This is a genomic window from Pseudomonas sp. 22189 (genome assembly GCF_052045635.1).
Lineage (GTDB): Bacteria > Pseudomonadota > Gammaproteobacteria > Pseudomonadales > Pseudomonadaceae > Aquipseudomonas > Aquipseudomonas parakoreensis.
The window spans coordinates 18,497-40,322 of sequence record NZ_JBQEPG010000025.1; the positions used below are offsets into that span (position 1 = coordinate 18,497).

Annotated in this window: 21 protein-coding genes; 10 read left to right on the forward strand and 11 right to left on the reverse strand. The window is 59.6% G+C overall.

Going from position 1 to position 21,826, the window contains the following annotated elements:
* The first annotated feature begins 426 nt into the window (after nt 1–426).
* Nucleotides 427–855, forward strand: coding sequence for a hypothetical protein (locus tag ACTJKS_RS22425; RefSeq protein WP_232966822.1), 429 nt, complete (start codon nt 427–429; stop codon nt 853–855).
* A gap of 213 nt (nt 856–1,068) precedes the next feature.
* Here the strand turns inward: ACTJKS_RS22425 and ACTJKS_RS22430 are convergent, their stop codons facing one another.
* Both ACTJKS_RS22430 and ACTJKS_RS22435 read right to left on the reverse strand, forming a co-directional pair.
* Nucleotides 1,069–3,459 carry a membrane-bound PQQ-dependent dehydrogenase, glucose/quinate/shikimate family gene (locus ACTJKS_RS22430; RefSeq protein WP_108182559.1) on the reverse strand — a complete coding sequence of 797 codons (2,391 nt, stop codon included), beginning with the start codon at nt 3,457–3,459 and terminating at the stop codon, nt 1,069–1,071.
* Between the two features lie 93 nt (nt 3,460–3,552).
* Entirely contained in the window at nt 3,553–4,317 is a 765-nt protein-coding gene (locus ACTJKS_RS22435) for a glucose 1-dehydrogenase (RefSeq protein WP_086791013.1), read from the reverse strand.
* Between the two features lie 358 nt (nt 4,318–4,675).
* Between ACTJKS_RS22435 and ACTJKS_RS22440 the strand changes: the two genes are divergently transcribed.
* Nucleotides 4,676–5,137 (forward strand): (R)-mandelonitrile lyase, encoded by a 462-nt coding sequence (locus ACTJKS_RS22440; RefSeq protein WP_373557820.1) that lies wholly within the window; start codon nt 4,676–4,678, stop codon nt 5,135–5,137.
* 90 nt (nt 5,138–5,227) lie between these two features.
* On the opposite strand, the gene ACTJKS_RS22445 is transcribed toward ACTJKS_RS22440, so the two are convergent.
* Both ACTJKS_RS22445 and ACTJKS_RS22450 read right to left on the reverse strand, forming a co-directional pair.
* Nucleotides 5,228–6,145: a LysR family transcriptional regulator gene (locus tag ACTJKS_RS22445; protein WP_086791012.1), complete on the reverse strand. Its 918-nt coding sequence runs from the start codon at nt 6,143–6,145 to the stop codon at nt 5,228–5,230.
* 171 nt (nt 6,146–6,316) lie between these two features.
* Entirely contained in the window at nt 6,317–6,547 is a 231-nt protein-coding gene (locus tag ACTJKS_RS22450) for a hypothetical protein (protein WP_108182558.1), read from the reverse strand.
* Nucleotides 6,548–6,761: 214 nt separating this feature from the next.
* Here ACTJKS_RS22450 and ACTJKS_RS22455 point away from each other — a divergent pair, with 214 nt between their 5' ends.
* Nucleotides 6,762–7,286, forward strand: coding sequence for a GAF domain-containing protein (locus ACTJKS_RS22455; protein WP_047294079.1), 525 nt, complete (start codon nt 6,762–6,764; stop codon nt 7,284–7,286).
* 371 nt (nt 7,287–7,657) lie between these two features.
* Entirely contained in the window at nt 7,658–8,206 is a 549-nt protein-coding gene (locus ACTJKS_RS22460) for an Hsp20/alpha crystallin family protein (RefSeq protein ID WP_095666713.1), read from the forward strand.
* A gap of 95 nt (nt 8,207–8,301) precedes the next feature.
* Here ACTJKS_RS22460 and ACTJKS_RS22465 read toward each other — a convergent pair whose 3' ends face one another.
* From ACTJKS_RS22465 to ACTJKS_RS22480, 4 genes are all read right to left on the reverse strand, one after another.
* Complete coding sequence (locus tag ACTJKS_RS22465) at nt 8,302–8,556, reverse strand: Lpp/OprI family alanine-zipper lipoprotein (RefSeq protein WP_047294075.1); 255 nt, start codon at nt 8,554–8,556, stop codon at nt 8,302–8,304.
* A gap of 190 nt (nt 8,557–8,746) precedes the next feature.
* Entirely contained in the window at nt 8,747–9,634 is an 888-nt protein-coding gene (locus ACTJKS_RS22470) for a universal stress protein (RefSeq protein WP_095666714.1), read from the reverse strand.
* Between the two features lie 65 nt (nt 9,635–9,699).
* Nucleotides 9,700–11,094 (reverse strand): MBL fold metallo-hydrolase RNA specificity domain-containing protein, encoded by a 1,395-nt coding sequence (locus tag ACTJKS_RS22475; RefSeq protein WP_262948310.1) that lies wholly within the window; start codon nt 11,092–11,094, stop codon nt 9,700–9,702.
* Between the two features lie 82 nt (nt 11,095–11,176).
* A complete protein-coding gene (locus ACTJKS_RS22480; protein ID WP_047294072.1) occupies nt 11,177–11,410 on the reverse strand; it encodes an Lpp/OprI family alanine-zipper lipoprotein in 234 nt (77 codons plus the stop codon).
* A 233-nt stretch (nt 11,411–11,643) separates the two neighbouring features.
* Here ACTJKS_RS22480 and ACTJKS_RS22485 point away from each other — a divergent pair, with 233 nt between their 5' ends.
* Nucleotides 11,644–12,291, forward strand: coding sequence for a BON domain-containing protein (locus tag ACTJKS_RS22485; protein WP_262948308.1), 648 nt, complete (start codon nt 11,644–11,646; stop codon nt 12,289–12,291).
* A gap of 27 nt (nt 12,292–12,318) precedes the next feature.
* Nucleotides 12,319–12,744 (forward strand): potassium channel family protein, encoded by a 426-nt coding sequence (locus ACTJKS_RS22490; protein ID WP_108182555.1) that lies wholly within the window; start codon nt 12,319–12,321, stop codon nt 12,742–12,744.
* A 4-nt stretch (nt 12,745–12,748) separates the two neighbouring features.
* Here the strand turns inward: ACTJKS_RS22490 and ACTJKS_RS22495 are convergent, their stop codons facing one another.
* Complete coding sequence (locus tag ACTJKS_RS22495; protein ID WP_262948306.1) at nt 12,749–15,124, reverse strand: phosphoketolase family protein; 2,376 nt, start codon at nt 15,122–15,124, stop codon at nt 12,749–12,751.
* A 176-nt stretch (nt 15,125–15,300) separates the two neighbouring features.
* Between ACTJKS_RS22495 and ACTJKS_RS22500 the strand changes: the two genes are divergently transcribed.
* Entirely contained in the window at nt 15,301–16,284 is a 984-nt protein-coding gene (locus ACTJKS_RS22500) for a zinc-dependent alcohol dehydrogenase family protein (RefSeq protein ID WP_262948304.1), read from the forward strand.
* Between the two features lie 54 nt (nt 16,285–16,338).
* Here ACTJKS_RS22500 and ACTJKS_RS22505 read toward each other — a convergent pair whose 3' ends face one another.
* Nucleotides 16,339–17,844 (reverse strand): sensor domain-containing diguanylate cyclase, encoded by a 1,506-nt coding sequence (locus tag ACTJKS_RS22505; RefSeq protein ID WP_262948302.1) that lies wholly within the window; start codon nt 17,842–17,844, stop codon nt 16,339–16,341.
* Nucleotides 17,845–18,246: 402 nt separating this feature from the next.
* On the opposite strand from ACTJKS_RS22505, the gene ACTJKS_RS22510 reads away from it, so the two are divergent.
* Nucleotides 18,247–18,942: an SDR family NAD(P)-dependent oxidoreductase gene (locus tag ACTJKS_RS22510; RefSeq protein WP_041072581.1), complete on the forward strand. Its 696-nt coding sequence runs from the start codon at nt 18,247–18,249 to the stop codon at nt 18,940–18,942.
* Between the two features lie 120 nt (nt 18,943–19,062).
* Complete coding sequence (locus ACTJKS_RS22515) at nt 19,063–20,052, forward strand: AraC family transcriptional regulator (protein WP_256198928.1); 990 nt, start codon at nt 19,063–19,065, stop codon at nt 20,050–20,052.
* Nucleotides 20,053–20,058: 6 nt separating this feature from the next.
* Here the strand turns inward: ACTJKS_RS22515 and ACTJKS_RS22520 are convergent, their stop codons facing one another.
* Nucleotides 20,059–20,472 (reverse strand): cupin domain-containing protein, encoded by a 414-nt coding sequence (locus ACTJKS_RS22520; protein WP_198758777.1) that lies wholly within the window; start codon nt 20,470–20,472, stop codon nt 20,059–20,061.
* 301 nt (nt 20,473–20,773) lie between these two features.
* Between ACTJKS_RS22520 and ACTJKS_RS22525 the strand changes: the two genes are divergently transcribed.
* Nucleotides 20,774–21,808: an alpha/beta fold hydrolase gene (locus ACTJKS_RS22525; RefSeq protein ID WP_198758776.1), complete on the forward strand. Its 1,035-nt coding sequence runs from the start codon at nt 20,774–20,776 to the stop codon at nt 21,806–21,808.
* The last annotated feature ends 18 nt before the right edge of the window (nt 21,809–21,826 follow it).

Below are 21,826 nucleotides of genomic sequence, written 5' to 3' on the forward strand. Positions count from 1 at the left end.
AAGCGGCTGTTCGTCCTGCTGACGAATGGCTGCCCCACTGCCCTTTTCATAGACATGTAGGGTTGCGCCGGCGATGTCAGATTCTGGCCGAATGTGGAGGGTCAGGAGTGACAGCCGAAAGCTGACGGCCGAGGATGACCGCTCCTGGCCGAAACCCGCCTGTCACGAAGGGCAACCTGATCATTAACCTGGTGCGATTTCAACATGTTAAAGCGTCGTTCCCAAAGACCGCTTCTGGCCGGTAGCGGTCGGTTTCCCGATGTCCGCTTCTGACTGTTTCCTGCCTGTCATGACTGACTAGCGCAATCTCTCAGCGGATCGATGCCGTCGAGATTTCTGGTTCATCAATGATGAAACTTCTCCAACTTGAGATGGTGCGATCAACATGCTCAAATAAGTAATGGCCTTTTGCTACGGTACTCTCAATTGAAACAGAATCGCGGAATCATCCTATTTTTTTCGGCAATGACTTTGCTCTTTATCCTGGTACAGGTGTGGCACGCAAAATCTGGCCAGGAAGAGAAAAAGCAGGAGCGGGAGCGCCAACTCAAAGGGCTCGCGCTCATCATGAGTGTGCAGTCCGGAAAAGTATCTGATGACTCAACTCGCGTCGATTCTGTGACCTACAGCGATGAGGTCATGCGTATCTCTTACACACTCACAAAAGTTACCAAAGACGAAATCGATTCTGATGAGTTCACCAAGGATGCAAGAGCGATTGCAGCTTCTGCATTCTGTAATGAAAAAGGTTTGGGACAGTTCGTGAAATCGGGTCTTTCCATTGACCTCCTCTACAAAGATTCAACCCGTTCACCGATCGTCAATTTTCAGATAGGCAAGTCCGACTGCCTCTGAAGCCCGCCCCTTGAAGCCCGCCTCTCTCGCGGGCTTTTTTCTGCGTGTCGTACCACAGTGAGTCCGCGCAGCAGACACAACTTCCGGTGGCTGCATCAATCATTTCTGTTCGGAAGATCTGTCAATCCCCTCACGCGCAGGCGTTGTCCAGTCAGTGGCGCGCCTTTCATCAATTGAGTCGTGCTTGTGCTTTCCGTAAGCAGGCATGCGGAGTTACTGCACGCCGTGCTCAGGTAACGCAAAGGCCATCACATAGTCCCCCTTTTGCGTCGTCGCCGAGTTACCGCCGGCACTGATGACCAAAAATTGTCTGCCGGTGTATGGGGAAACATAAGTCATTGGAGTCGCTTCGGCTCCGACAGGCAGACGGCCCTTCCACAGTTCTTTGCCGGTGCGAACATCAAGGGCACGGAGGTAAAAGTCCTGAGTGCCGGCCATGAACACCAGGCCGCTTGATGTAGTCACCGGACCGCCCCGAGTGGGCATGCCAATCGGCATCGGCAAGTGCGTGGCAATGCCCAGCGGACCCGTTTGCTCGGTGGTCCCCAAGGGCATCGACCAAGCCACCTTTCGAGTCGCCAGGTCGATTGCACTGATGGTGCCGAAAGGCGGCTCCTGGCACGGAATACCCAACGGCGACAGGAAGCGGCCTTGCTCGATACCCCACGGTGTCCCCGCCTGCGGAGCGTTCCCTTCATGGCCGCCGCCACTAAGGATTTTCGCGTCATAAGCGGCACGGGGGATCATTCGGTTCCAGATGGCTACCCGGGTGTCATTGACGATCATGTAGCCGAGGTTTTCCGCAATGGACACCGATCCCCAGTTCATGCCGCCCAACCAGCTTGGGTACTGGAGCGTCAGGTGCTCGCTCGGCGGCGTGAACTCACCTTCATATCTAGCCTTGCGAAAGTCGATCCGGCATATCAATTGGTCCAGCGGCGTAAGCCCCCACATGCGCTTTTCGCTGAGCGGCTCAGTGCCGATGGCGGGCATTCCGGTCGAATAGGGTTGAGTCGCAGAAATTCGCTCATCCGCCACACCACCTTGAGGAACAGGGTGTTCTTCGACTGTCGCAATTGGCTTTCCGTTACGCCGGTCAAGCATGAAGATCTGGCCACGCTTGGTGGTCTGAATCAGTGCCGGGAGCATTCCTCCATGGCCATCAGGAACATCGTAAAGCGCTGGTTGCGAAGGTACATCGTAATCCCAGAGATCGTGGTGAACCGTCTGGAAGCGCCAGCGCTCGAGGCCAGTCGCGATGTCGAGTGCGACGACGGAAGACGAGTAGCGATCATCGGCCTCGGAGCGATGACCGCCCCAAAAATCCGGAGTGGCATTGCCGGTGGGCAAGTAGATGAGTCCAAGCGCATCGTCAAAGGCCGGTGTCGACCAGACATTCGGCGTACCTGCGGTGTAAGTCTGCCCCTCGGGAGGCTCGCGGGTAATCGCCGGATTGCCCAGATCCCAGGCCCACACCAATGCCCCCGAGCGCACATTGAAGGCGCGGACCACGCCAGACGGTTCACCTGTTTTCTGGTTGTCCCACACCAGCCCACCGACCACTACCAGATCACGCACAACCGTCGGTGCGGCCGTCGGAAAGTACAAATCCTGATCTGTATCGCCCACGCCGATACGCAGGCTTACGCTGCCATGCTGACCAAAATCGCTGCACGCCTGGCCAGTCTGCGCGTCTACTGCAATCAACCGTGCGTCAACCGTGGTCGCGATGATTCGCCGCAAACAGGGCTGCGCTGCAACAGCGTTGTTTGAGGCGGCCAGCTCGTGGGCTTCTTCGTAATAGCCCACGCCTCGGCAACGCGGGTAAACATTGTTTGCCTGGGTTTTGGGGTCGTGATGCCAAATCTCTTTGCCGGTATCCGCGTCCAGGGCGAACAACTGGCTCGACTGCGTACAACCGTAGAGCACGCCATTGACGTGAAGGGGGGTCACCACATGCCCTTGCGCACCTTTGGGTATTTCACCTGTGCGATATGTCCAGGCAAGCGTCAGATTCGACACGTTCTGCGGCGTTATCTGATCGCTCACGGCATGTCGTGTTCCTGAAGGTGTATGACCGAAATAACGCCAGTCGGTCGTGGGTTCGACTGTGCCGACCGCTTTCCCCGGTACAGGCGCCGGCATCCTCTCGGCGGTCAGAATGGGTTGCGGTTGCAAGGCTGCGTAGAGCGTTGCGCACAGCCCCACGACCATGCCCGCAGCCGCCACGCAAGCCAGCCGCGCCAGTGTGCCACGCTGGCGACTGCGCAAATACGGGATCGCCACCAGCACCGGTACGCTGATGACAGCCAGCGCGAAGAGGCGCGAAAACAGCGGCCAGAACGTCAACCCCACATCCAGAACCGACCAGCAGACAGAGCCGGCGAACACCAGCAGGTACGCCAGTGCTCCGGATCGACGTCGACGCAACATCAACACACCACTGATGGCCAATCCTGCACCTGCCAGGGCGAAGTACCACGAGCCGCCCAGCGCAACGAGATAAAAACCACCCGCTAGCAGCGAAAGTCCGATGAGCAAGATAAAGGAGCCAAGGACAATCAGCAGCGTGGCGGTTAACCGGGAAGTGTTCGATGGCGGCATGGCTTACTCCTTTAAGTGATTACCGACAGAGCCTGCGGTTGGCCGATCGTCAGGCCGTATGTTTCGACCTACCGATACTTCGGTGGACGCGCCTCAGCGCATGACAAAACCACCATCCACCGAGATGGACTGCCCCGTGACGTAGCTTGAGGTCGAGCTGCTCAGCCAAAGCACAGCGTCAGCGATTTCTTCCGGCTTGCCGTGACGTCCCATGGGGATAGCCTTGGTCATGCCTGCCAGCGCTTCACCCTGCCCCGCTTCGACCATCCGCTCGGCCATCGGCGTCCAGATCAAGCCAGGGCACACCGCATTGACGCGGATGTTGCGTGCGGCATACTCCAGCGCTGCGCTTTTGGTCAGGCCGAGGACACCGTGCTTGGCCGCGTGATAGTTGCCCCGCTCGGCACCTCCGATCAGACCGCCCAAAGACGAGCAGTTGACGATCGTTCCGCCGCCCTGGCGGCGCATATGTTCGAGTTCGAATTTCATACACGCCCAGACGCCGCGCAAATTGACCGACATGACCCGATCGTAATCCTCGACCGTGGCGTCGGCTGTCTCAGCTAACAGGTTCTGAATACCGGCGTTGTTGAACGCAGCGTCCAGACGACCGAATGTCGCGACCGTTTCCTTGACCATGGCTTGAACCTGACCGACGTCCGCCACGTCGCAGCGAATGCCGATAGCGCGATGTCCTGCAGCTATCAAGGCCTGCGCCGCTGCCTGTGCAGCGCCGCCATCGATATCCGCCAACGCTACGGCAGCGCCGGCCCGTGCGAACGCCTGCGCGGTGGCCAGACCGATACCGGAAGCCGCGCCGGTCACCAGGGCGACCTTGTTCTCGAACGAAAAACTCATCGAATGTTCCTCACTTTGCAGCTGCGCAGAATGTTTATGAGCAATAGCCTCATAACGCACTGAGCAGACATTGTTTGATGTAACCAAGGTAATCGACGCTCGGAGAGCTGAATACCGGCCCTGAGTGGGATGTTCCGATGAGCAATACTCATCAATCGTGAAGAAAGGCGAGATCGCCGTGACAAAACACCGAGTGCGATGAAACAGACGATTAGTGAGCGCTGCTCATCGTTTCATGCAGGTTTTTCCCGGTAGTCGCGCGGAAGTTGGTGCACTAGCGTGGAGGCGCATTTCTTCAATCAACAGGAATCTGCCGATGAAAACACGTGTCGCCTTACCCATGCTGGCAATGACCTTGATGCCTGCGTTCGCAAGCCATGCTGCCGAACTGCCTGCCGACGAGACTATGAGCGTGGTCAGAAATGGCGAACAAGCATCCATCACCGGGGCGCCCGGCAACTTCGTTGGCAACGCGCGCATCGATCCACTGTTTGCAGCGCGGGCACCCTCGACTGTTTCGGCAGGCGCAGTGACGTTTCAGCCCGGCGCACGCTCGGTCTGGCATACCCATCCTCTGGGCCAGACGCTGGTGGTCACCTCAGGCACAGGCTGGATACAACAAGCCGGGGGCGAGAAGATCGTCATCAAACCGGGTGATGTGGTCTGGACACCACCGGGCGTGAAGCACTGGCACGGCGCCACATCCACGAACGGCATGACCCACATTGCCATTCAGGAAGCTCGGGACGGCAAGAACGTCGAGTGGCTGGAACCGGTGACCGACGCGCAGTACCAGGCATTGCTTGGCACACAACACTGAAACGATGCGCCGAGCTCAGGCGTGGGCGCATCGATGCCCGCCGCGACACCTCGCGGGTATCAGGCCGGAAGCAGGCAACGCGTCACGGGCTTACGCCTGGTAATCGCCGATGGGCTGAAGTTCACGGATCAAGTCAATCAACAGACGCAGCCCTACCGGCAATTGACGGTGACTGGGATAGTACATGTGAAACCCGGAACCTGTGCTGGACCAGTCGTCGAGCACCCTGATCACCTCACCACTTTCGAGCAGCGGCATCATCGCCGGCTCAGGGGCGTACATGAGGCCCGCGCCTTGACGAGCCAGTGAAAGTCCGACGCGAGTTTCATCGATGGTGATGCACCCCGGGACAGCAATGGAGAGCTGCTGTCCTTCTTTCTCGAACTCCCAATCGTACATGGCGCCATTGCCCAGCCGAATCCGCAGGCAACGGTGGTGCATCAAGTCGTTCGGATGTTGGGGAACGCCGAAGCGTTCAAGATAGTCCGCGCTACCCGCGACCACCCAGCGGATATCCGGTGACAAGCGCTGAGCGATCATGTCTTCCGGTACCGTTCCGCCATAGCGGATCCCGGCATCATGGCCGCCGCCGATCACATCGACGATGAGATTGGTGACCGTCAGATCGACCTGGATTTCCGGATACCGATCATTGAGCACCGGCAATACGGGCCCCAGTAACAAGTCGGCAGCATCGCTTAAGGTATTCAGACGAATACGTCCGATCGGTTCATCGCGAAAGCGATTAAGCGCTTCCGTCGCCAAACCGATTTCATCCATGGGTTTGCTGATGACGCTGTGCAGCTCCTCGCCCGCAGCGGTCAAGGTGACACTGCGCGTCGTTCGGTTCAGCAGACGGACCCCCAACCGCGACTCAAGCCCCTTGATCGCATGGCTCAACGCCGAAGCACTGATACCGACTTCCTTCCCGGCGCGACTGAAACTCTGGTGGCGAGCAATGGCCAGGAAATAAACGAAATCGGCAAGATTGGCACGACTGGCCTGCATTGGATGCCTCAATGGGGTGACGGGAGAGAATCATTCGCGGTGCGGCGGCTTCGTGCTTGATACTAACCAAGACAAACCGCAAACACTAATCAACTGGATTCGACAGACAGCGGTGCTTGGCTCACCGGTCTTGACCTGCCTGCAAAATACAGTTGAAGCCTGACAAGCCGCTCAAGACCGTGAAAGCGTTTTCAGACGCTCCACCAAAGCCGCTTCAAAAATGACGTACAGCTTTTCAGCATCGCAGGCACGCAAAACCTCACTGGTTTCCAGCCCAAGCACGAAGCCATCCGCACGCGCCCCCGCCTTCACCGCAATGATCATCGAATCTGCCCGGACAATCTGCGCCAGCAGCCGATCAGCTTCACGCTGCATCTTCTCGCTCAACACTACGCCTTCCACTTTCTCACCTTGCCTTCAATGCGACATAGAACAAATGTGTGTTCAAGGCTACGCCGCCGATAACGGTGCCTCAAGCCACACGCAAACGATCCTTAATTATGGTAGCCATCAGACCCCTTCAAGTGAACGAATCCGTTTTGCCGGCAATCAAACGCGAAGTTTCAAACGCGTTTAGCCGTTGCCAGCTCGAACAATCATGACCGGAGAACACTGCATGCCTCTCAGTGACACCATTCACAGAGCGTTGCTAAGCGCAGAGGAACGTTCCTCTATCGCTGAAATTGAAGCCACTACCAATATTCTGCAACTGGTCACACGCATGACCGGGACGCGCTTTGCGGCGATCGCCAAATTCACCGACACGGAATGGATTGTCTGTTCCGCCTACGATCCGATCGAGCTTGGAATCCACACCGGTGACACGCTGGAACTGGAAACCACGCTGTGCAGTGAGTTTCGCAGAGACCCCCAAGTGCTGTTCGTGCCACAAATCAGTCGCGACGGCAGGTTTTCCACGCGTCCCGTAGTGAAGCAATATTTGATTGAAAGCTACGCCGGCGCGCCCATTTTTCTTCCCGACGGTCAACTGTGGGGCGCACTGTGTGCCTTGGACTCCAGGGCGGTCATATTCGACGACCCGGATCTGGCGGACACGTTAGGCCTGTTCGCGAGGCTGATCGGCTGTATCTTTTATTCGAATCTGACAGACGTCGGCAGCGGCTACAGCAAGAACGGATGAAGTATTTTCGAATAACTAAAAAACAGCCCTGAATATTCAGGGCTGTTTCATTTCTGGCGTGTGAGATTGGCGCTCCCTCCTTCAACACCGCGCAGGAAACATCGACGTGGTGCGCAAAACCTGGTTCCAGGACAGGAGCTACCAGTCCGTCGCCCAAGAGCGGGCCGACGTTTGCATAGGGCTGGGCCGCACGCTGCCATTTGGCTTCTGAGCGAAACGCCGTTCCCCCCGTAATTGACTTTTATCAACCACTGACACGCTGTTCTCGCCGACATTGAAGCTGACGTGGCAGGGCGAAATCTATGCCGACCAGTGAGCGCTCCGGTTCGGATGTCCGTAAGCCGCCGTCCATTCGCAAAGGAGAATTCAAAATGAGCAACTCCGTGAAGAAAATGCCGGTCACTACCGATACCAAAGACAAATCCCTTCAGCATCCGCTGAATGCAGACTTGTGGCGCCCTCTGGAAAAACTGCGCCAGCAGGTAGATCACCTGTTCGAAGACTTCAACCGCGGTTCGGGGCTTTCACCCTTTGGTCGTGGGCTGTTCGACGTCGAACCGCTCTGGCGGCGCGAACTGATCGGTCACGGCATGCCGGCCGTGGATATCAGTGAAAAGGACAAAAGCTACGAGATCACCGCCGAATTACCCGGCATGGATCACAAGAACATCGAGATCAAATTGTCGAACGGCAGCCTGATCATCAAGGGCGAAAAGAAAGAGGACAAGGAAGAAAAAAGGAAGGGCTACCACCTGAGCGAGCGTCACTATGGTTCCTTCGAGCGGGTCTTCAACCTGCCCAAAGGCGTCGACGCCGAGAAGATCGACGCGAGTTTCAGCAAAGGTGTGCTGAGTATCTCGTTGCCGAAAAAGCCTGAAGCCATTAAAGCGGACAAAGTCGTACCGATCAAGGGCGAGTAAGTTTCGCGCTGTCGTACCCCTTGCCGGGAAACCGGCAAGGTTTTTTTTACGCCACCCTTTGCACAACTGCTGCAAACGCTGGCCGCACGGACTCACTATTTGCGGCTGGCCTTTTCCAGCATCCGGCTGGCGCGTTCATTGGCCTCATCGGCCGTACGTTGTGCCTGACTGGCTGCAGCGGCTGCCTGATCCGCCCTGGAGTAAGCCGCGTCGGCACGGGATTGTGCCGCGTTTGCAGTGCTCTGGGCGGCGTCGATTCGCGTGTCCATTTCCTGCGCCTTTTTATTGCTGCACCCCGCGCTCATCGCCAAAAGGACGCTGAGCAGAACCACAGATAAACGCTTGTTCATGATGACTCTCCTTGGGTGATTGCGCCGGGAAAAGTCCGGCGCCCCCTGAAGTATCTGGCGTCAGCACGGCCGGCCTCTGATTTTTGTCAATGAACGGCCAACCGGCAGGCAACTGGATGTTGGCAGTGTTAATCACCGGTCGACACTGCAATAAACCCATCACGGCATTTGTCGCAGGCAGACGTCGCTGTCAGACCGCCAACAGATTGCACGGCACCTGATAAAGAATATGTTCGGTGGTGCTGCCCAGCAGCTTGTCCAGCCCGTGGTATTGCACCCGGCCCATGACGATCACATCCACATGCTGTGCATCGGCGAACTCACTGAGTGCGGCAACCGGGTGGCCGACCACGAAATGCCGGCGCTCGGCGGGTACTCCATAGCGCTTGGCCAGGTCGATATACGCGCTCTCGAACTCTCTGCGCAGTTCCTTGGTCAGCTCTGAAACCGTCAAGCCTTCGCCCAGTTCCTCCAGGTACTCCTGCGAAATGTCGTAGGCGTACAACAGATGCAACTCGGCGTCACACTGGATCGCCATGGCCGTGGCCTGATCGATGATGCGCTTGTTCAATTGGTCGTTCACCGGGTCGCTTGCGGAGGCGTCGACCGCTGCCACGATCTTGCGTGGCAATGCCTGTCCTGCCCCGCCCAGCAGATAGACCGGGACCGGGCAATGACGCAACAGGTGCCAGTCCAGCGGGGTGAAGAAGGCGCGTTTGAGCAACGACTCATGCTGCACTTGCTTGATCAGCAGGTCGGGCATCATCTCGGTGACGAGGTCGAGGATCTCTTGCTTCATGTCATCCGACCAGGCGACTTCGACTGTCACGTCAATGCCTCTGTCGCGCAGGTTGCCGGCCTGATATTTGAGCCAGTCGCGGTGATCCTGCAAATAGTTCGCCCGGGCTTTTTCCCGATCGCCTTCTTCAAGCAACCAGAGAATGTCCAATGACTTGACCAGCGCCACGATATGCAAGGTCGCCCCGCTGGCCTTGGCCAGAGCAGCCGCATGGCTGATCGCCGGAGAGCGGCGCAGAGCCGGATTGATTACCAGCAACAGACTTTGATATTGGCTCATGATTGATCTCCAGTCGGATGAACCGTGCGGAACGGTCAAGATCGTCACCAGCGGATTTGAAGCGGTCACTCCTGCCGTTCGGCTGGAGGCACATCGGCAGCGGCATCCAGTTCGGCGCTGTCCCGGTACTCCGGCACTGACACCGACCAGCCCAGTTCCAGGCTGATACGCCGCCGCAGAACGTCCGAGGCGTTGGGTTCGCCATGCACCACGTACGTGTGTTTCGGTGCACGTTTGAAACCGCGCAGCCACTGGATGATTTCATCGGCATCGGCATGCGCGGACAGAGTCTGCATCGGTACCACTTCAGCGCGGATCGGCACCTCCTGACCGTGGATACGCACTGACGGCGCACCGGCAACGATCTGTGCGCCCCGCGTGCCGCCGGCCTGGAAACCGGGCATCAGCAGCGAGTTGGCCGGGCTCGGCGCCAATGCCTTGAGGTGGTGCAGCACCCGTCCGCCGGTGGCCATGCCGCTGGCGGCAATGATCACGGCCGGAATGCGCTGATGATCGAGATCGATCGACTCCTGGGTCGAACGAATGAAACGCGTGCCTTGGCACATTCCCTCGCATTCTTGCAGCGACAACCGGTGCTCACTGCGAAAACGCTGATACAGACGCGTGACATCCGTCGCCATCGGGCTGTTGAGGTAGATCGGCAGATCCGGAATCGCGTGTTTCTGCTTCAAGCGATACAAGTGATACATCAGCAGTTGCGCCCGACCGACCGCGAATGACGGTACCAGGGTAATGCCATGGCGCAACGCCGTGCGGTTGATCACGTCGGTCAGTTGTTGCTCGGGGTCGTCGTCAGGGTGCTGGCGGTCACCATAGGTCGACTCGATCAACAGGTAATCCGTTTGCTCGATGGTTTCGGGGGCAAGCATCAACGGGTCGTTGGGCCGCCCCAGATCGCCGGAACAGACCAGCGTGACACCGTCGGCAACCACCTCGACCGTGGCCGCGCCCAGAATGTGTCCGGCACCGCGCAGCAAGATGCTCAGGCCGGGAACAATCTCGACCCGATGATGCAACTCCACCGGCTGCAAGAGTTTCAATGCCTGCTCGGCGTCCTGTTCGGTGTACAGCGGCAACGCCGGCGCATGCCTGGAAAAACCATGGCGGTTGGCGAATCCGGCCTCTTCTTCCTGCAGGCGCCCACTGTCGAGCAACAGGATTTTCACCAGTTCACAGGTTGCTGCGGTGGCATAGATCGGGCCACGGTAGCCGTTGCGCACCAGCACCGGCAGGTAGCCACTGTGATCCAGATGAGCGTGAGTCAGCACGATCGCGTCGAGATCCCGCACGGGCAGCTGGAAAGGATCCCAGTTGTGCAGGCGCAATTGCTTGTAACCCTGAAACAGCCCGCAGTCGATCAGCACATGCCGGTCGCGGTGATCCAACAGGTATTTGCTGCCGGTGACGGTGCCAGCCGCCCCCAGAAAAGTGATTCGCATGGCCGTCTCCTGAATGTGGATGAGAACGCCGGCACTTTCAGCCCAAAACACCGATTCATGGCTGTTTCGAGATGGTTGCCGGCTACTTGCGATTGGCCTTCTCAGCCAGCCGTTTGGCGCGCTCATTCGCTTCATCGGCAGCACGTTGCGCCTGTTCCGCTTTGAGCACCGCCTCATCAGCCCTCAGCCTGGCAGTCGCCGCGTTGTCTTCAGCGGACTCCAGCCGCGCGTTGAGTTCATCGGCCTGCCGATGACTGCAACCGGTGGTCGCTGCCAGCAGCACACTCAGCACCACAATCGGCAAGCGCTTGTTCATGTTTGTTCCCTCGATTGCTCTCGACGGCAAAGGTAATGATTCGAGTATCTGGCGTTATCCGGTCACCACTCTGATCTTTGTCAAACAATCACCGACTTGCAGACGCCATCAGCCAATGCGAGGGCGAGGCCGGCATTGTTGATATACCTCAATGCGCGCGCGTCACCGCGGTGTAGAAAAACAACAACAGGCACGTTTGACCCATCGACACCTACCCGAAAGAGGACACCGTCATGAGCGACTTGAACCTGCGCAAAAATATTCTCGAAGAACTCGAATTCCAGCCGGAAATCGATGCCGCCAACATCGGCGTCACGGTGGAGGACGGTGTGGTCACCCTCAGCGGGCATGTCAAAAGCTATGCTCAGAAGGTCAGTGCCGAGCGCGCGGTGAAACGCATGAAAGGCGTGCGCGCAGTGGCTGAAGAGCTCCAGGTACGACTGGACAGGAATGCCGGCACCGCAGATGACACCATCGCTGCCCGGGCGCTGAAGATAATCCACTGGAGCTGCGACATTCCCGAAGGTGACGTCAAGGTCATCGTGCAGAGCGGACGCATCACCCTGGAAGGTGAAGTCGACTGGCAGTATCAGAAGGAAACCGTCGAGCGTTCGGTACGCAAGCTGTCCGGTGTGACCGGCGTGAGCAATTGCATCACCCTGCGTCCACGGCTGGATGTCTTCGATATTCAGCAACGCATCGAGGCCGCGCTCAAACGTAACGCCGAAGTCGATGCCCAGGACATTCACGTCAAAGTCGAAGGCGATGTGGTGCGGCTCGAAGGCCGGGTTCACCTGTGGCGCGAACGCCAGATTGCCGAGCGCGCGGCCTGGTCAGTGCCCGGCGTCGGCCGGGTCGAAAACCATCTGCTGCTGGCGTGACACGCTCGTCTTCCTGGAGCCAGGCCAATGCTTGCCGTCACCCTGATCAACAGCCTGGTCGTGATCATCGCGGTAGTGATCCACTATGAGTGTCTGCTGCGCCTGAATGACTGGATGCCGCGCCTGAAAATCTGGAGCCGGTTCAGAATCGTTGTCGGGGTGTTGGGCAGCCTGCTGGCCCATGCCATCGAGGTCTGGGCATTCGCCGTGGTTTATTTCCTGATGTCCCGCGCGGGCGAATGGGGACAGCTGACCGGCAACTTCGACGGTTCTTTGATGGATTGCGTGTACTTCTCCTTCACGACGTACACGACCATCGGTTTCGGCGATATTTCGCCGGTTGGCCACCTCAAGTACCTGACCGGGCTTGAGGCCTTGACCGGCCTTGTCCTCATAACCTGGACCGCGTCGTTTCTGTTTCTGGAAATGCAGAAATACTGGAAGAACAAATAGCCGCTCATGGCGTCTGGCGAGGTGTCCATTGCCAGTTGCGCACTTCGGGAAGGTCTTCGCCGTGCTCGATGAGGTACAGCTTGTGTTGCTCCATGACGGACCAGTAACGCTCCCGCGCAACGTTTACGAGATCCTGCAGGCGTGGCACCCGCTCGATCACGTCCAGCGCCAGTCGGTAGCGATCAAGATCGTTGATCACGGCCATGTCGAATGGCGTAGTGGTCGCGCCCTCCTCTTTGAAACCTCGTACGTGAAAGTTGGCATGATTGGCGCGTTTGTAGACCAGCCGATGGATCAGCGCCGGATACCCGTGAAAGGCAAAAATCACCGGTCTGTCGACAGTGAACAGCGCATTGAACGCGCTATCCGACCAGCCATGAGGATGCTGACTGGACGGCTGCAGCAGCATCAGGTCGACGATATTGACCACCCTGACGCGCAAGTCCGGCACGTAGTCGCGCAACAGGGTCAAGGCGGCTAGGGTTTCCAGCGTCGGCACATCGCCGGCGCAGGCCATGACGACGTCCGGGTCCTGATCATCGTGACTGGCCCACGCCCATCGGCCGCCACCTGCCTGGCAGTGTTGCTGTGCCGCGTCAATGCTCAGCCACTGCCATTCCGGTTGCTTGCCGGCGACGATGACGTTGATGTAATTACGGCTGCGCAGGCAGTGGTCGGCGACCGATAACAGGCAGTTGGCATCGGGCGGCAAGTAGATGCGCGCCACGTCCGGCTTCTTGTTCGCCAGCATGTCGATGAATCCCGGATCCTGGTGTGAGAACCCATTGTGGTCCTGACGCCAGACGTGGGAGGTCAACAGCAGGTTCAGCGATGCCACAGGTTCGCGCCACGGCACCTCGGCGGCTGTCTTCAGCCATTTGGCATGCTGATTGACCATCGAATCGACAATATGGATAAACGCCTCATAGCACGACAGCCATCCATGCCGGCCCGTCAGCAAATAGCCTTCCAGCCAGCCCTCGCACACCTGTTCGCTGAGAATTTCCATTATCCGGCCGTCCGCCGACAAGTTCAGGTCGTCAGGTTCCAGCGGATCGATCCAGGTCTTGGCGCTGACCTCATACACCGCATCAAGGCGATTGGAGGCGGTTTCGTCAGGGCCAAACAGCCGAAAGTTGCGGCTGGCCAGGCTGTTTTTCATCACATCACGCAGGAATTCTCCCAGCACTCGGGTGGCTTCGGCGCGCAAAGTCCCCGGCCCAGCCACGCTCACGGCGTAATCGGCAAAACCCGGCAGGTCCAGCGCACGCAACATCACACCGCCATTGGCGTGGGGATTGGCACTCATGCGCCGGTGTCCGGTGGGCGCCAGCGCGGCGATTTCCGGCATCAAGGCACCTTGGGCATCGAACAATTCCTCGGGACGATAACGGCTCAGCCACTCTTCCAGTTGTTGCAAATGGAGCGGCTGGGTGAAGTCGGCCAGCGGCACCTGATGCGCGCGCCACGTGCCTTCAACCCGATGGCCGTCGACAAATCCGGGGCCGGTCCAACCCTTGGGCGTGCGTAACACCAGCATCGGCCAGAACGGCCGTGACACGGCCCTGGACGGCGGCCGTTGCCGCGCTTCGAGCTGAATCTGGCGAATCTTCAGCACGATGGTGTTGAGTGTCTGCGCCAATGCCTGATGCACTTGCACCGGATCGTCGCCCTCAACGAAAAAGGGATCGTAGCCATAGCCGTACATCAGCGCCGAGAGTTCATCCTCGCTGATTCTGGACAGCAACGTCGGGTTGGCAATTTTGTAGCCATTGAGGTGCAGGATCGGCAGCACCGCCCCGTCACGCACAGGATTGAGGAATTTGTTCGAGTGCCAGCTGGCCGCCAGCGTGCCGGTCTCCGCCTCACCGTCGCCGATCACGCAGGCGACCACCAGGTCAGGATTATCGAACGCGGCCCCATAGGCATGCGCGAGGCTGTACCCCAACTCCCCACCCTCGTGAATCGACCCTGGAATCTGTGCCGACACATGACTTGAAATTCCGTACGGCCAGGAAAACTGCCGAAACAGGCGCAGCAGACCGTTGGCATTGCGCTCCACCGCCGGATAACACTCGGTATAGGTGCCTTCCAGATAGGTCTGCGCCACGATCGCCGGCCCGCCATGACCGGGGCCGGTCACAAAAAGCATGTTGAGGTCGTACTGTTTGATCAGCCGGTTGAGGTGGGTGTAGATCAGGTTAAGCCCCGGCGTCGTGCCCCAATGCCCCAGCAAACGCGGTTTGATATGAGCCCGGCGCAACGGCTCCTTGAGCAGCGGGTTGTCCTTGAGGTAAATCTGCCCGACAGCCAGGTAATTGGCAGCGCGCCAGTAAGCGTCCAGGCCTTCCAGTTGTTGCGCATTGAGGAAATCGCTCATGAGGTTTACCGCCCCGGGTTCGCTGAACAAAGATTCGTCCGTCGATTCTGAAAGCCTGAAACCTGCAAGACTTGATTTAAATCAAGCGCCGTCATCAGTGCTCCGGTTCTATGGGAAACAGACGCTGCAGGAGGGAGCGCAACTCAGCGCTTTCTTGCAACGCGAGGAGAATCATCGTGCGTGCCATGGTCCTGTATTCACCCGGGCAACCGCTGCAATGCGAAGAACGGCCGATCCCCACGCCCAGCGCGCAGCAACTGTTGCTCAGGGTACTGGCTTGCGGGGTGTGTCGTACCGATCTGCACCTGTTCGACGGCGAGTTGCCACAAGCGGTTCTGCCCCGCGTGCCGGGGCATGAAATCGTCGGAGAAGTCATCGCCGCAGGCGCCGATGTGGCCGCTGAATGGATTGGCCGGCGGGTTGGCGTGCCGTGGCTGGGCTGGACCTGCGGCGAATGCGTCTTCTGCCGCTCGGGGCGGGAGAACCTCTGCGATCAGGCGCAGTTCACCGGTTGTCAGCTGGATGGCGGCTATGCCGAATACACCGTCGCCGATCAGCGCTTCTGCTTTGCAATCCCGGATGCGCTGAGCGACATTCAGGCGGCGCCGTTATTGTGCGCCGGCCTGATCGGCTTTCGCGCCTTGCAAATGGCTCAGGGCGCGCAACACCTGGGGCTGTACGGATTTGGCGCGGCGGCACATCTGGCAATTCAGATTGCCCGCGGTCGCGGGCAACAGGTCTACGCCTTTACCCGAGCGGATGACCACGAAGGCCAGGCCTATGCACGCACCCTCGGCGCCGAATGGGCTGGCCCTTCGGATCAGCCACCGCCCCATGCGCTGGACGCCAGCCTGATCTTTGCGCCCGTCGGGGCGCTGGTGCCACTGGCGCTGTCCGCCACCGTCAAGGGCGGCTGCGTGATTTGCGCCGGCATCCACATGAGCGATATCCCCGCCTTTCCCTATCGTTTGCTGTGGGGCGAACGCAGCGTACGCTCCGTGGCCAACCTGACCCGTGAAGACGGCACCGCGTTTTTTGCGCAGCTGCAGCACACACCCGTGCATTGCGACGTCACCCGATTTGCCCTGGAGGACGCCAATCAGGCGCTGACGTGTCTACGTAGCGGGCACTTCAACGGCGCCATCGTGCTGACGCCCTGAGACTCTGCGGGAGGCGCCCGACGCCACTGATTGACAACGTCCTGTTTGCCCCCGTCACCACTCGGCCGGTACAAACCGGTTACGTCCCGCCGTCTTGGCGTTATACAGCGCCTGATCGGCCACCTCGATCAAACCTGGCACGTGATCCATTTGTGCCCCCGACGCCGCCGCAATCCCGATGCTCACGGTCACACGCCCGACCGGGCTGGAGGGGTGCGCAATATGCGCTTGCGCCAGACGATCAAGGATCAATTGTGCGACGACCGTCGCACCGGCACGGTCAGTGTCCGGCATGATCACCGCCATTTCTTCTCCGCCATAACGCGCCAGCAGATCCGACGGGCGCCTTACGCAACCCTCGAGGATTCTGCCGACCCTCTGCAGGCAAGCATCGCCGGCGACATGCCCGAATGAATCGTTGAACAGCTTGAAGTAATCGATATCGATCATCAGCAACGCCAGTGTCGTGCCGTCACGTTGGGCGCGCCGGGCTTCCATGGCGAGGCTCTCATCGAAGCAGCGCCGGTTGGCCAGACCCGTCAAGGCATCCTTCATCGCCAGCAACTCAAGCTGGCGATTGGATGAGAGCAACTGCTGCTGCGTGCCACGCAATTGATCTTCAGCCCTGGTACGCCGGCGGATATCCAGCATCAGGCACCAGCCGATCAGCCCGGTAAGCCCCAGCAATCCCGTGACCACCACAGCCGACAACCAGGCTTCCATGCGCCACGCCGCGAGGGCCTCGCGCTTGCCGAGAGCAACGGTGGTGATCAGCGGCAGCCGGTCGCTCTTGCGGAAGGCGTAAAGCCGCTCGACGCCGTCCAGGCTGGAGGTAAACGACGCGGTGCCGACGGATCGATCGACCAGATACTTCGCATAGATCGGCGACTTGGAAAAGTTGCGCCCCATGTCCTGCTCGCGGAAGGGATAGCGCACCAGCAACGTACCGTCGGTATAAGACAAGCCAATGGCGCCCTCCTGCCCCACATCGATCTTGCCGAACAGGCGCAGAAAGTTTTCGACCCCCAGCGTCACCGCCACCACCCCGGCAAACTCGCCGTGCGCATCGTTGAAACGGCGGCTGACGGTAATCACCCACTCCTGATTGGAGCGGCTCTGGATCGGCGGACCGATAAAGGTCTCGCGGCTCGGATCGTCGCGATGATGGATGAAGTAGGCGCGATCACGGCTGTTGGCCCCGGCCGGAATCGGTCGGTTGGACGACATCAGCCAGCGGCCCTGATTGTCGTAGATGGTGATGCCGCTGAGCTGCGGCATCAGCGGTTCCTGACGGTTGACCAGTGCGCTCAGACGCTGGATCTGTGCGGGGCCACTGCCTTCGGTTTCCAGACGTTCGACGAGTCCGAGCAGCAGCAACGAACTCTGGCGCACGATCCCTTCGGAATACGTCGCCAGCGCCTGGGTCAGGTTCAAGCCATGAACGTTGACTTCCTCCAGCGCACGCTCGCGAGAGGCCAGCACTTTCCATACCGTCAGCGACGCGAGGGAACAGCCGATCACCAACAACAACAGCACTACCAGGCGGGTATCACGCTTCACATCACTACCTTTGGGAAAATCCGGTTTCCGTTCCTGCGGCGGGTCGACCGACTCGATGACTACAGCCGCTTGTCCTTGTCGCGGGCAAGGATACAAGTCGCACGGGCTTGCTGCAGCAACAGAATAGGTGGCGCAAAAAAACACGCCGCAGACTTCAGAAAAGCCATCGCGCCTGGGGAAACGATGACAAGCATGCCAGACCAAACCATCGCCAGGCTTTCAAGATTGGACGGGGCAAGAGCGGCAGAAGCCAACTTTCTGACGCCTGTTTCACGACCCTTGCCCGAAGATTCGCCGAGCAAAAAAAATTGGCACTTTTGCACAACAAGTTGACATCCAAAAGCATGCTACGGGCGACCGATATCATTAGAGTATGCGCCCTTAAAAAGGAAAGGACTCTTGATGACTCAGTCACTCTCACGGCGCGTTGTGGCGATTACCGGCGCCCTGGGGAATCTCGGCGAGACCCTGGCGGACATGGCCGCCGCCCGGGGCGCGGATCTGGTGCTGATCGATCAGGCGACGATTACGCTGCCCAGTTCCCATAACCGACTGGTCCTGTCCGGCATCGATCTGACTTCCTTTGCCGATTGCCAGGAAGTCGCCCACCAGATCAATCGCTACTTCGGGCGCCTCGATGCATTGGTAAACGGCGCTGGCGGTTACGCGTGGGAGCCATTGCTCGGTGGTGCGATAGAGGCTTGGGATCGGCTCTACTCGCTGAACCTGCGAACCGCCTTGAATGCCAGCAAAGCCCTGCTGCCATTGCTGCTGCAATCCTCGGCGGGGCGCATCGTCAATATCGGCGCGAGCATGGCGGCCAGGGCCGGACTGGGGATGGGTGCTTACGCTGCGTCGAAATCCAGCGTACTGCGCCTGACCGAAAGCCTCGCCGAAGAGCTCAAGGACATGAGCATCACGGTCAATGCCGTGCTACCGAGCGTGCTCGACACCCCGCAAAACCGTGAGGCCATGCCCGACGCCGAGCACCAGCGCTGGGTGACACCCGCGCAGCTGGCGGCGGTCATTCTGTTTCTGATTTCGGAACAGGCGTCTGCGGTCACCGGCACCGGCATTCCGGTGATCGGGCGCATGTAGGGTCTACTGACGCCGCGCGCCTTGGCGACGTCGCTTTCTTCACCTTTCGGAAAAGCAAGATCACCGGATGACCGGACTTCCCCTCCCCCCATGCGACCCGCCACTTCCAGCGCTGCTTTCGTGAACCACGTCCTTGATGTCGCCGAGCAACACGGCTGCGATGGCGACTGGCTGTTGCAGCAGACCGGACTCTCACGCGAGCAGTTGTCCGATTCGATTGTGCGCATTCCCATGCGCCAACTGCGGACCTTGCTGGAACTGGCGGCGCGCAGCAGCAACCTGCCGCATTTCGGTCTGCTGGTCGGCGCCGCCGTGCGCCCCGGCACCTACGGCGTACTGGGTTACGTGCTGATGACCAGTGCGACGCTCGGCGAGTCGCTGAACATGATTCTGCGGTTCGGCAAGATCGTTTACGACAGCCCGTCCAGCCAGACCCGGATCGTCATCGGCGACGGCCGCGTAACCCTCGAAGATCAGCGCATCAATGAACTGGAGCCTTACTGCGCCCTGCATCAGGAAACGTTAATGGCCGGCTGGGCGGCGTTCGGCCGCTGGTTGATCGCCAGTAACTCGCCGATGCTGGAGGTCAGAATGAGGCACCCGGCGCTCGGCGAGCCGGCACTCTACGAAGCGTTTTTTGGTTGTCCGGTGCAGTTCGAAGCCGGGAGCAACGCGCTGGTGTTCGCCGAATCGACCCTCTCGTCACGCATCCAGGGCGCCGACCCACGCATGCATCGCAGCATGCTGCTGGAGGCCGACTGGCAGCTCTGTCTGTCGTACCCGGCATTTTCCGTGACCGACCGCTTGCGTGCCTTGCTCACCGAACAGTTGCCGACCGGCGATTTCAGCTTGAAAAGCCTGGCCCGGCAGCTGGCGATTTCGCCGCGCACCTTGCAGCGAAAACTGGCGGCGGAAGGGGAAAACTTCAATCAGGTGCTGGAAACCATGCGCATGGAACTGGCCGACCATTACCTGCGCCGCACCGAGACCAGCATCATGAACATCGCCCTGATGCTGGGTTACTCGCAGGCCAGTTCTTTCAGCCATTCCTTCCGTCAGGCTCGCGGGATTTCGCCGGTGGATTACCGCAAGTTGCTGCGCGCCAGATAAGCCCGATCACGGCTTCAGTTGCAGCAGCGGCTGACCCTTTTTCACCACATAGGTCGCCAGTTCCACGCCTTGGTCCTGACCGACGTTCCTCGCCACATGAGCAACACCTGCCGGGATGAACAGTGAGTCGCCGGCCTTTAGCGTGACCGCCGGGCGCCCCTCCAGTTGATACTCCAGCGTGCCGCTGAGCACGTGCGCCACTTCGACACCCGGATGCGCATGCCGCGGCGCGGTGACACCCGGGTCGAAATCGATACGTGCCTGTATCACCTCGCGATCCGCGTCGCCCAGGTCCTGACGAATCAGGTCGGTACGGCTCAAGCCCTGCTGCCAGCTCATGGCTTGAGCGTCTGCCGCCTGCGCCAGGCCGGTGAATGAAACCAGTGCGGCCACAGTGGCCAGAATCAGTGTGCGTTGCATGCAGTTGCCCTCTCGACAGTGGTGGTGTGAAGGCCTGCACTGTGACCGCCGGGTGTAGCGCCGATGTGTCGAAAAACCCGGGGTTGGTCTCGCCATGTATCGTGCGCACCGCTGAATACACGGCCATACAAAGCACACCGGCTATGTATCTCAGTGTGTACAGACACCCCGGCGATACATGAACTTGAATCATCGCGCTTTTTCGACATGGACCAGATACGTCCCGGCGTTCAAATGCCTGCAAGGTTTGCCGGGCTCAGCCCGCACCTGCCCCCGACAGGATTGCCAAGGAGACTTCAGCATGAAAAACGCAGCATTCAACCGTATGAACATCTTCGCCGTGGCGCTGTTCGGCGCGCTGGCGGCGACTCAAATGCCAACGGCCGCCGCCGCGCAGCCGGCACCCGGCGACCACCGCGTCAGCTATGCCGCCCCCTCGCCGTTCGGCCCGCTCAAGCATGTGCAGGCCGGCCTGCTGGATGTGGCCTACGCCGAAACCGGTCCGGCGCAGGGGCCGGTGGTGATTCTGCTGCACGGCTGGCCGTACGACATTCACAGTTATGACGGGGTCGCGCCATTGCTCGCCGCCAAGGGTTATCGGGTGTTGATGCCGTATGCGCGGGGGTATGGCGACACGCATTTCCTCTCGGACCAGACACTGCGCAACGGTCAACCGGCGGCACTGGCCAGCGACGTGGTCGACTTCATGGATGCACTGAATATCCAGCAAGCGGTGCTCGGTGGTTACGACTGGGGCGCGCGTTCGGCGGACATCGTTTCGGCGTTGTGGCCAGAGCGGGTCAAGGCATTGGTCTCGGTCAGCGGCTACCTGATCGGCAATCAGGCTGCCGGGCAGAATCCATTGCCGCCCAAGGCCGAATTGCAGTGGTGGTATCAGTTCTACTTTGCCACCGAACGAGGCCGTGACGGCTACCGGAAAAACACCCACGACTTCGCCAAACTGATCTGGCAGCTCGCCTCGCCGAAGTGGGCGTTCGATGACGCCACGTTCGACCGCAGCGCCAAAGCGCTGGAGAACCCCGATCACGTCGCGATCACCGTGTTCAACTACCGCTGGCGTCTGGGCCTGGTGCAGGGCGAACCGCAATACGCGGCGCTGGAACAGAAACTCGCCAGCGCCCCGTCGATCAGCGTGCCAACCATCACCCTCGAGGGCGATGCCAACGGCGCGCCGCACCCGGCGCCTGAGGATTACGCCAAGCGTTTCACCGGCAAGTACCAGTTCCGCCTGATCAACGGCGGCATCGGCCACAACCTGCCGCAGGAAGATCCGCAGGCGTTTGCTCAGGCGGTGATCGACGCCGATCACCTCTGAGGCCGAAGGCAGAAAACG

Coding starts and splice junctions, on each gene's coding strand:
- ACTJKS_RS22525 (WP_198758776.1), top strand. CDS start 20,774: ATGAAAAACGCAGCATTCAACCGTATGAACATCTTCGCCGTGGCGCTG.
- ACTJKS_RS22510 (WP_041072581.1), top strand. CDS start 18,247: ATGACTCAGTCACTCTCACGGCGCGTTGTGGCGATTACCGGCGCCCTG.
- ACTJKS_RS22470 (WP_095666714.1), bottom strand. CDS start 9,634: ATGAGCCAATATCAAAGTCTGTTGCTGGTAATCAATCCGGCTCTGCGC.
- ACTJKS_RS22430 (WP_108182559.1), bottom strand. CDS start 3,459: ATGCCGCCATCGAACACTTCCCGGTTAACCGCCACGCTGCTGATTGTC.
- ACTJKS_RS22475 (WP_262948310.1), bottom strand. CDS start 11,094: ATGCGAATCACTTTTCTGGGGGCGGCTGGCACCGTCACCGGCAGCAAA.
- ACTJKS_RS22520 (WP_198758777.1), bottom strand. CDS start 20,472: ATGCAACGCACACTGATTCTGGCCACTGTGGCCGCACTGGTTTCATTC.
- ACTJKS_RS22435 (WP_086791013.1), bottom strand. CDS start 4,317: ATGAGTTTTTCGTTCGAGAACAAGGTCGCCCTGGTGACCGGCGCGGCT.
- ACTJKS_RS22480 (WP_047294072.1), bottom strand. CDS start 11,410: ATGAACAAGCGCTTGCCGATTGTGGTGCTGAGTGTGCTGCTGGCAGCG.
- ACTJKS_RS22485 (WP_262948308.1), top strand. CDS start 11,644: ATGAGCGACTTGAACCTGCGCAAAAATATTCTCGAAGAACTCGAATTC.
- ACTJKS_RS22490 (WP_108182555.1), top strand. CDS start 12,319: ATGCTTGCCGTCACCCTGATCAACAGCCTGGTCGTGATCATCGCGGTA.
- ACTJKS_RS22455 (WP_047294079.1), top strand. CDS start 6,762: ATGCCTCTCAGTGACACCATTCACAGAGCGTTGCTAAGCGCAGAGGAA.
- ACTJKS_RS22495 (WP_262948306.1), bottom strand. CDS start 15,124: ATGAGCGATTTCCTCAATGCGCAACAACTGGAAGGCCTGGACGCTTAC.
- ACTJKS_RS22440 (WP_373557820.1), top strand. CDS start 4,676: ATGCCTGCGTTCGCAAGCCATGCTGCCGAACTGCCTGCCGACGAGACT.
- ACTJKS_RS22465 (WP_047294075.1), bottom strand. CDS start 8,556: ATGAACAAGCGTTTATCTGTGGTTCTGCTCAGCGTCCTTTTGGCGATG.
- ACTJKS_RS22460 (WP_095666713.1), top strand. CDS start 7,658: ATGAGCAACTCCGTGAAGAAAATGCCGGTCACTACCGATACCAAAGAC.
- ACTJKS_RS22445 (WP_086791012.1), bottom strand. CDS start 6,145: ATGCAGGCCAGTCGTGCCAATCTTGCCGATTTCGTTTATTTCCTGGCC.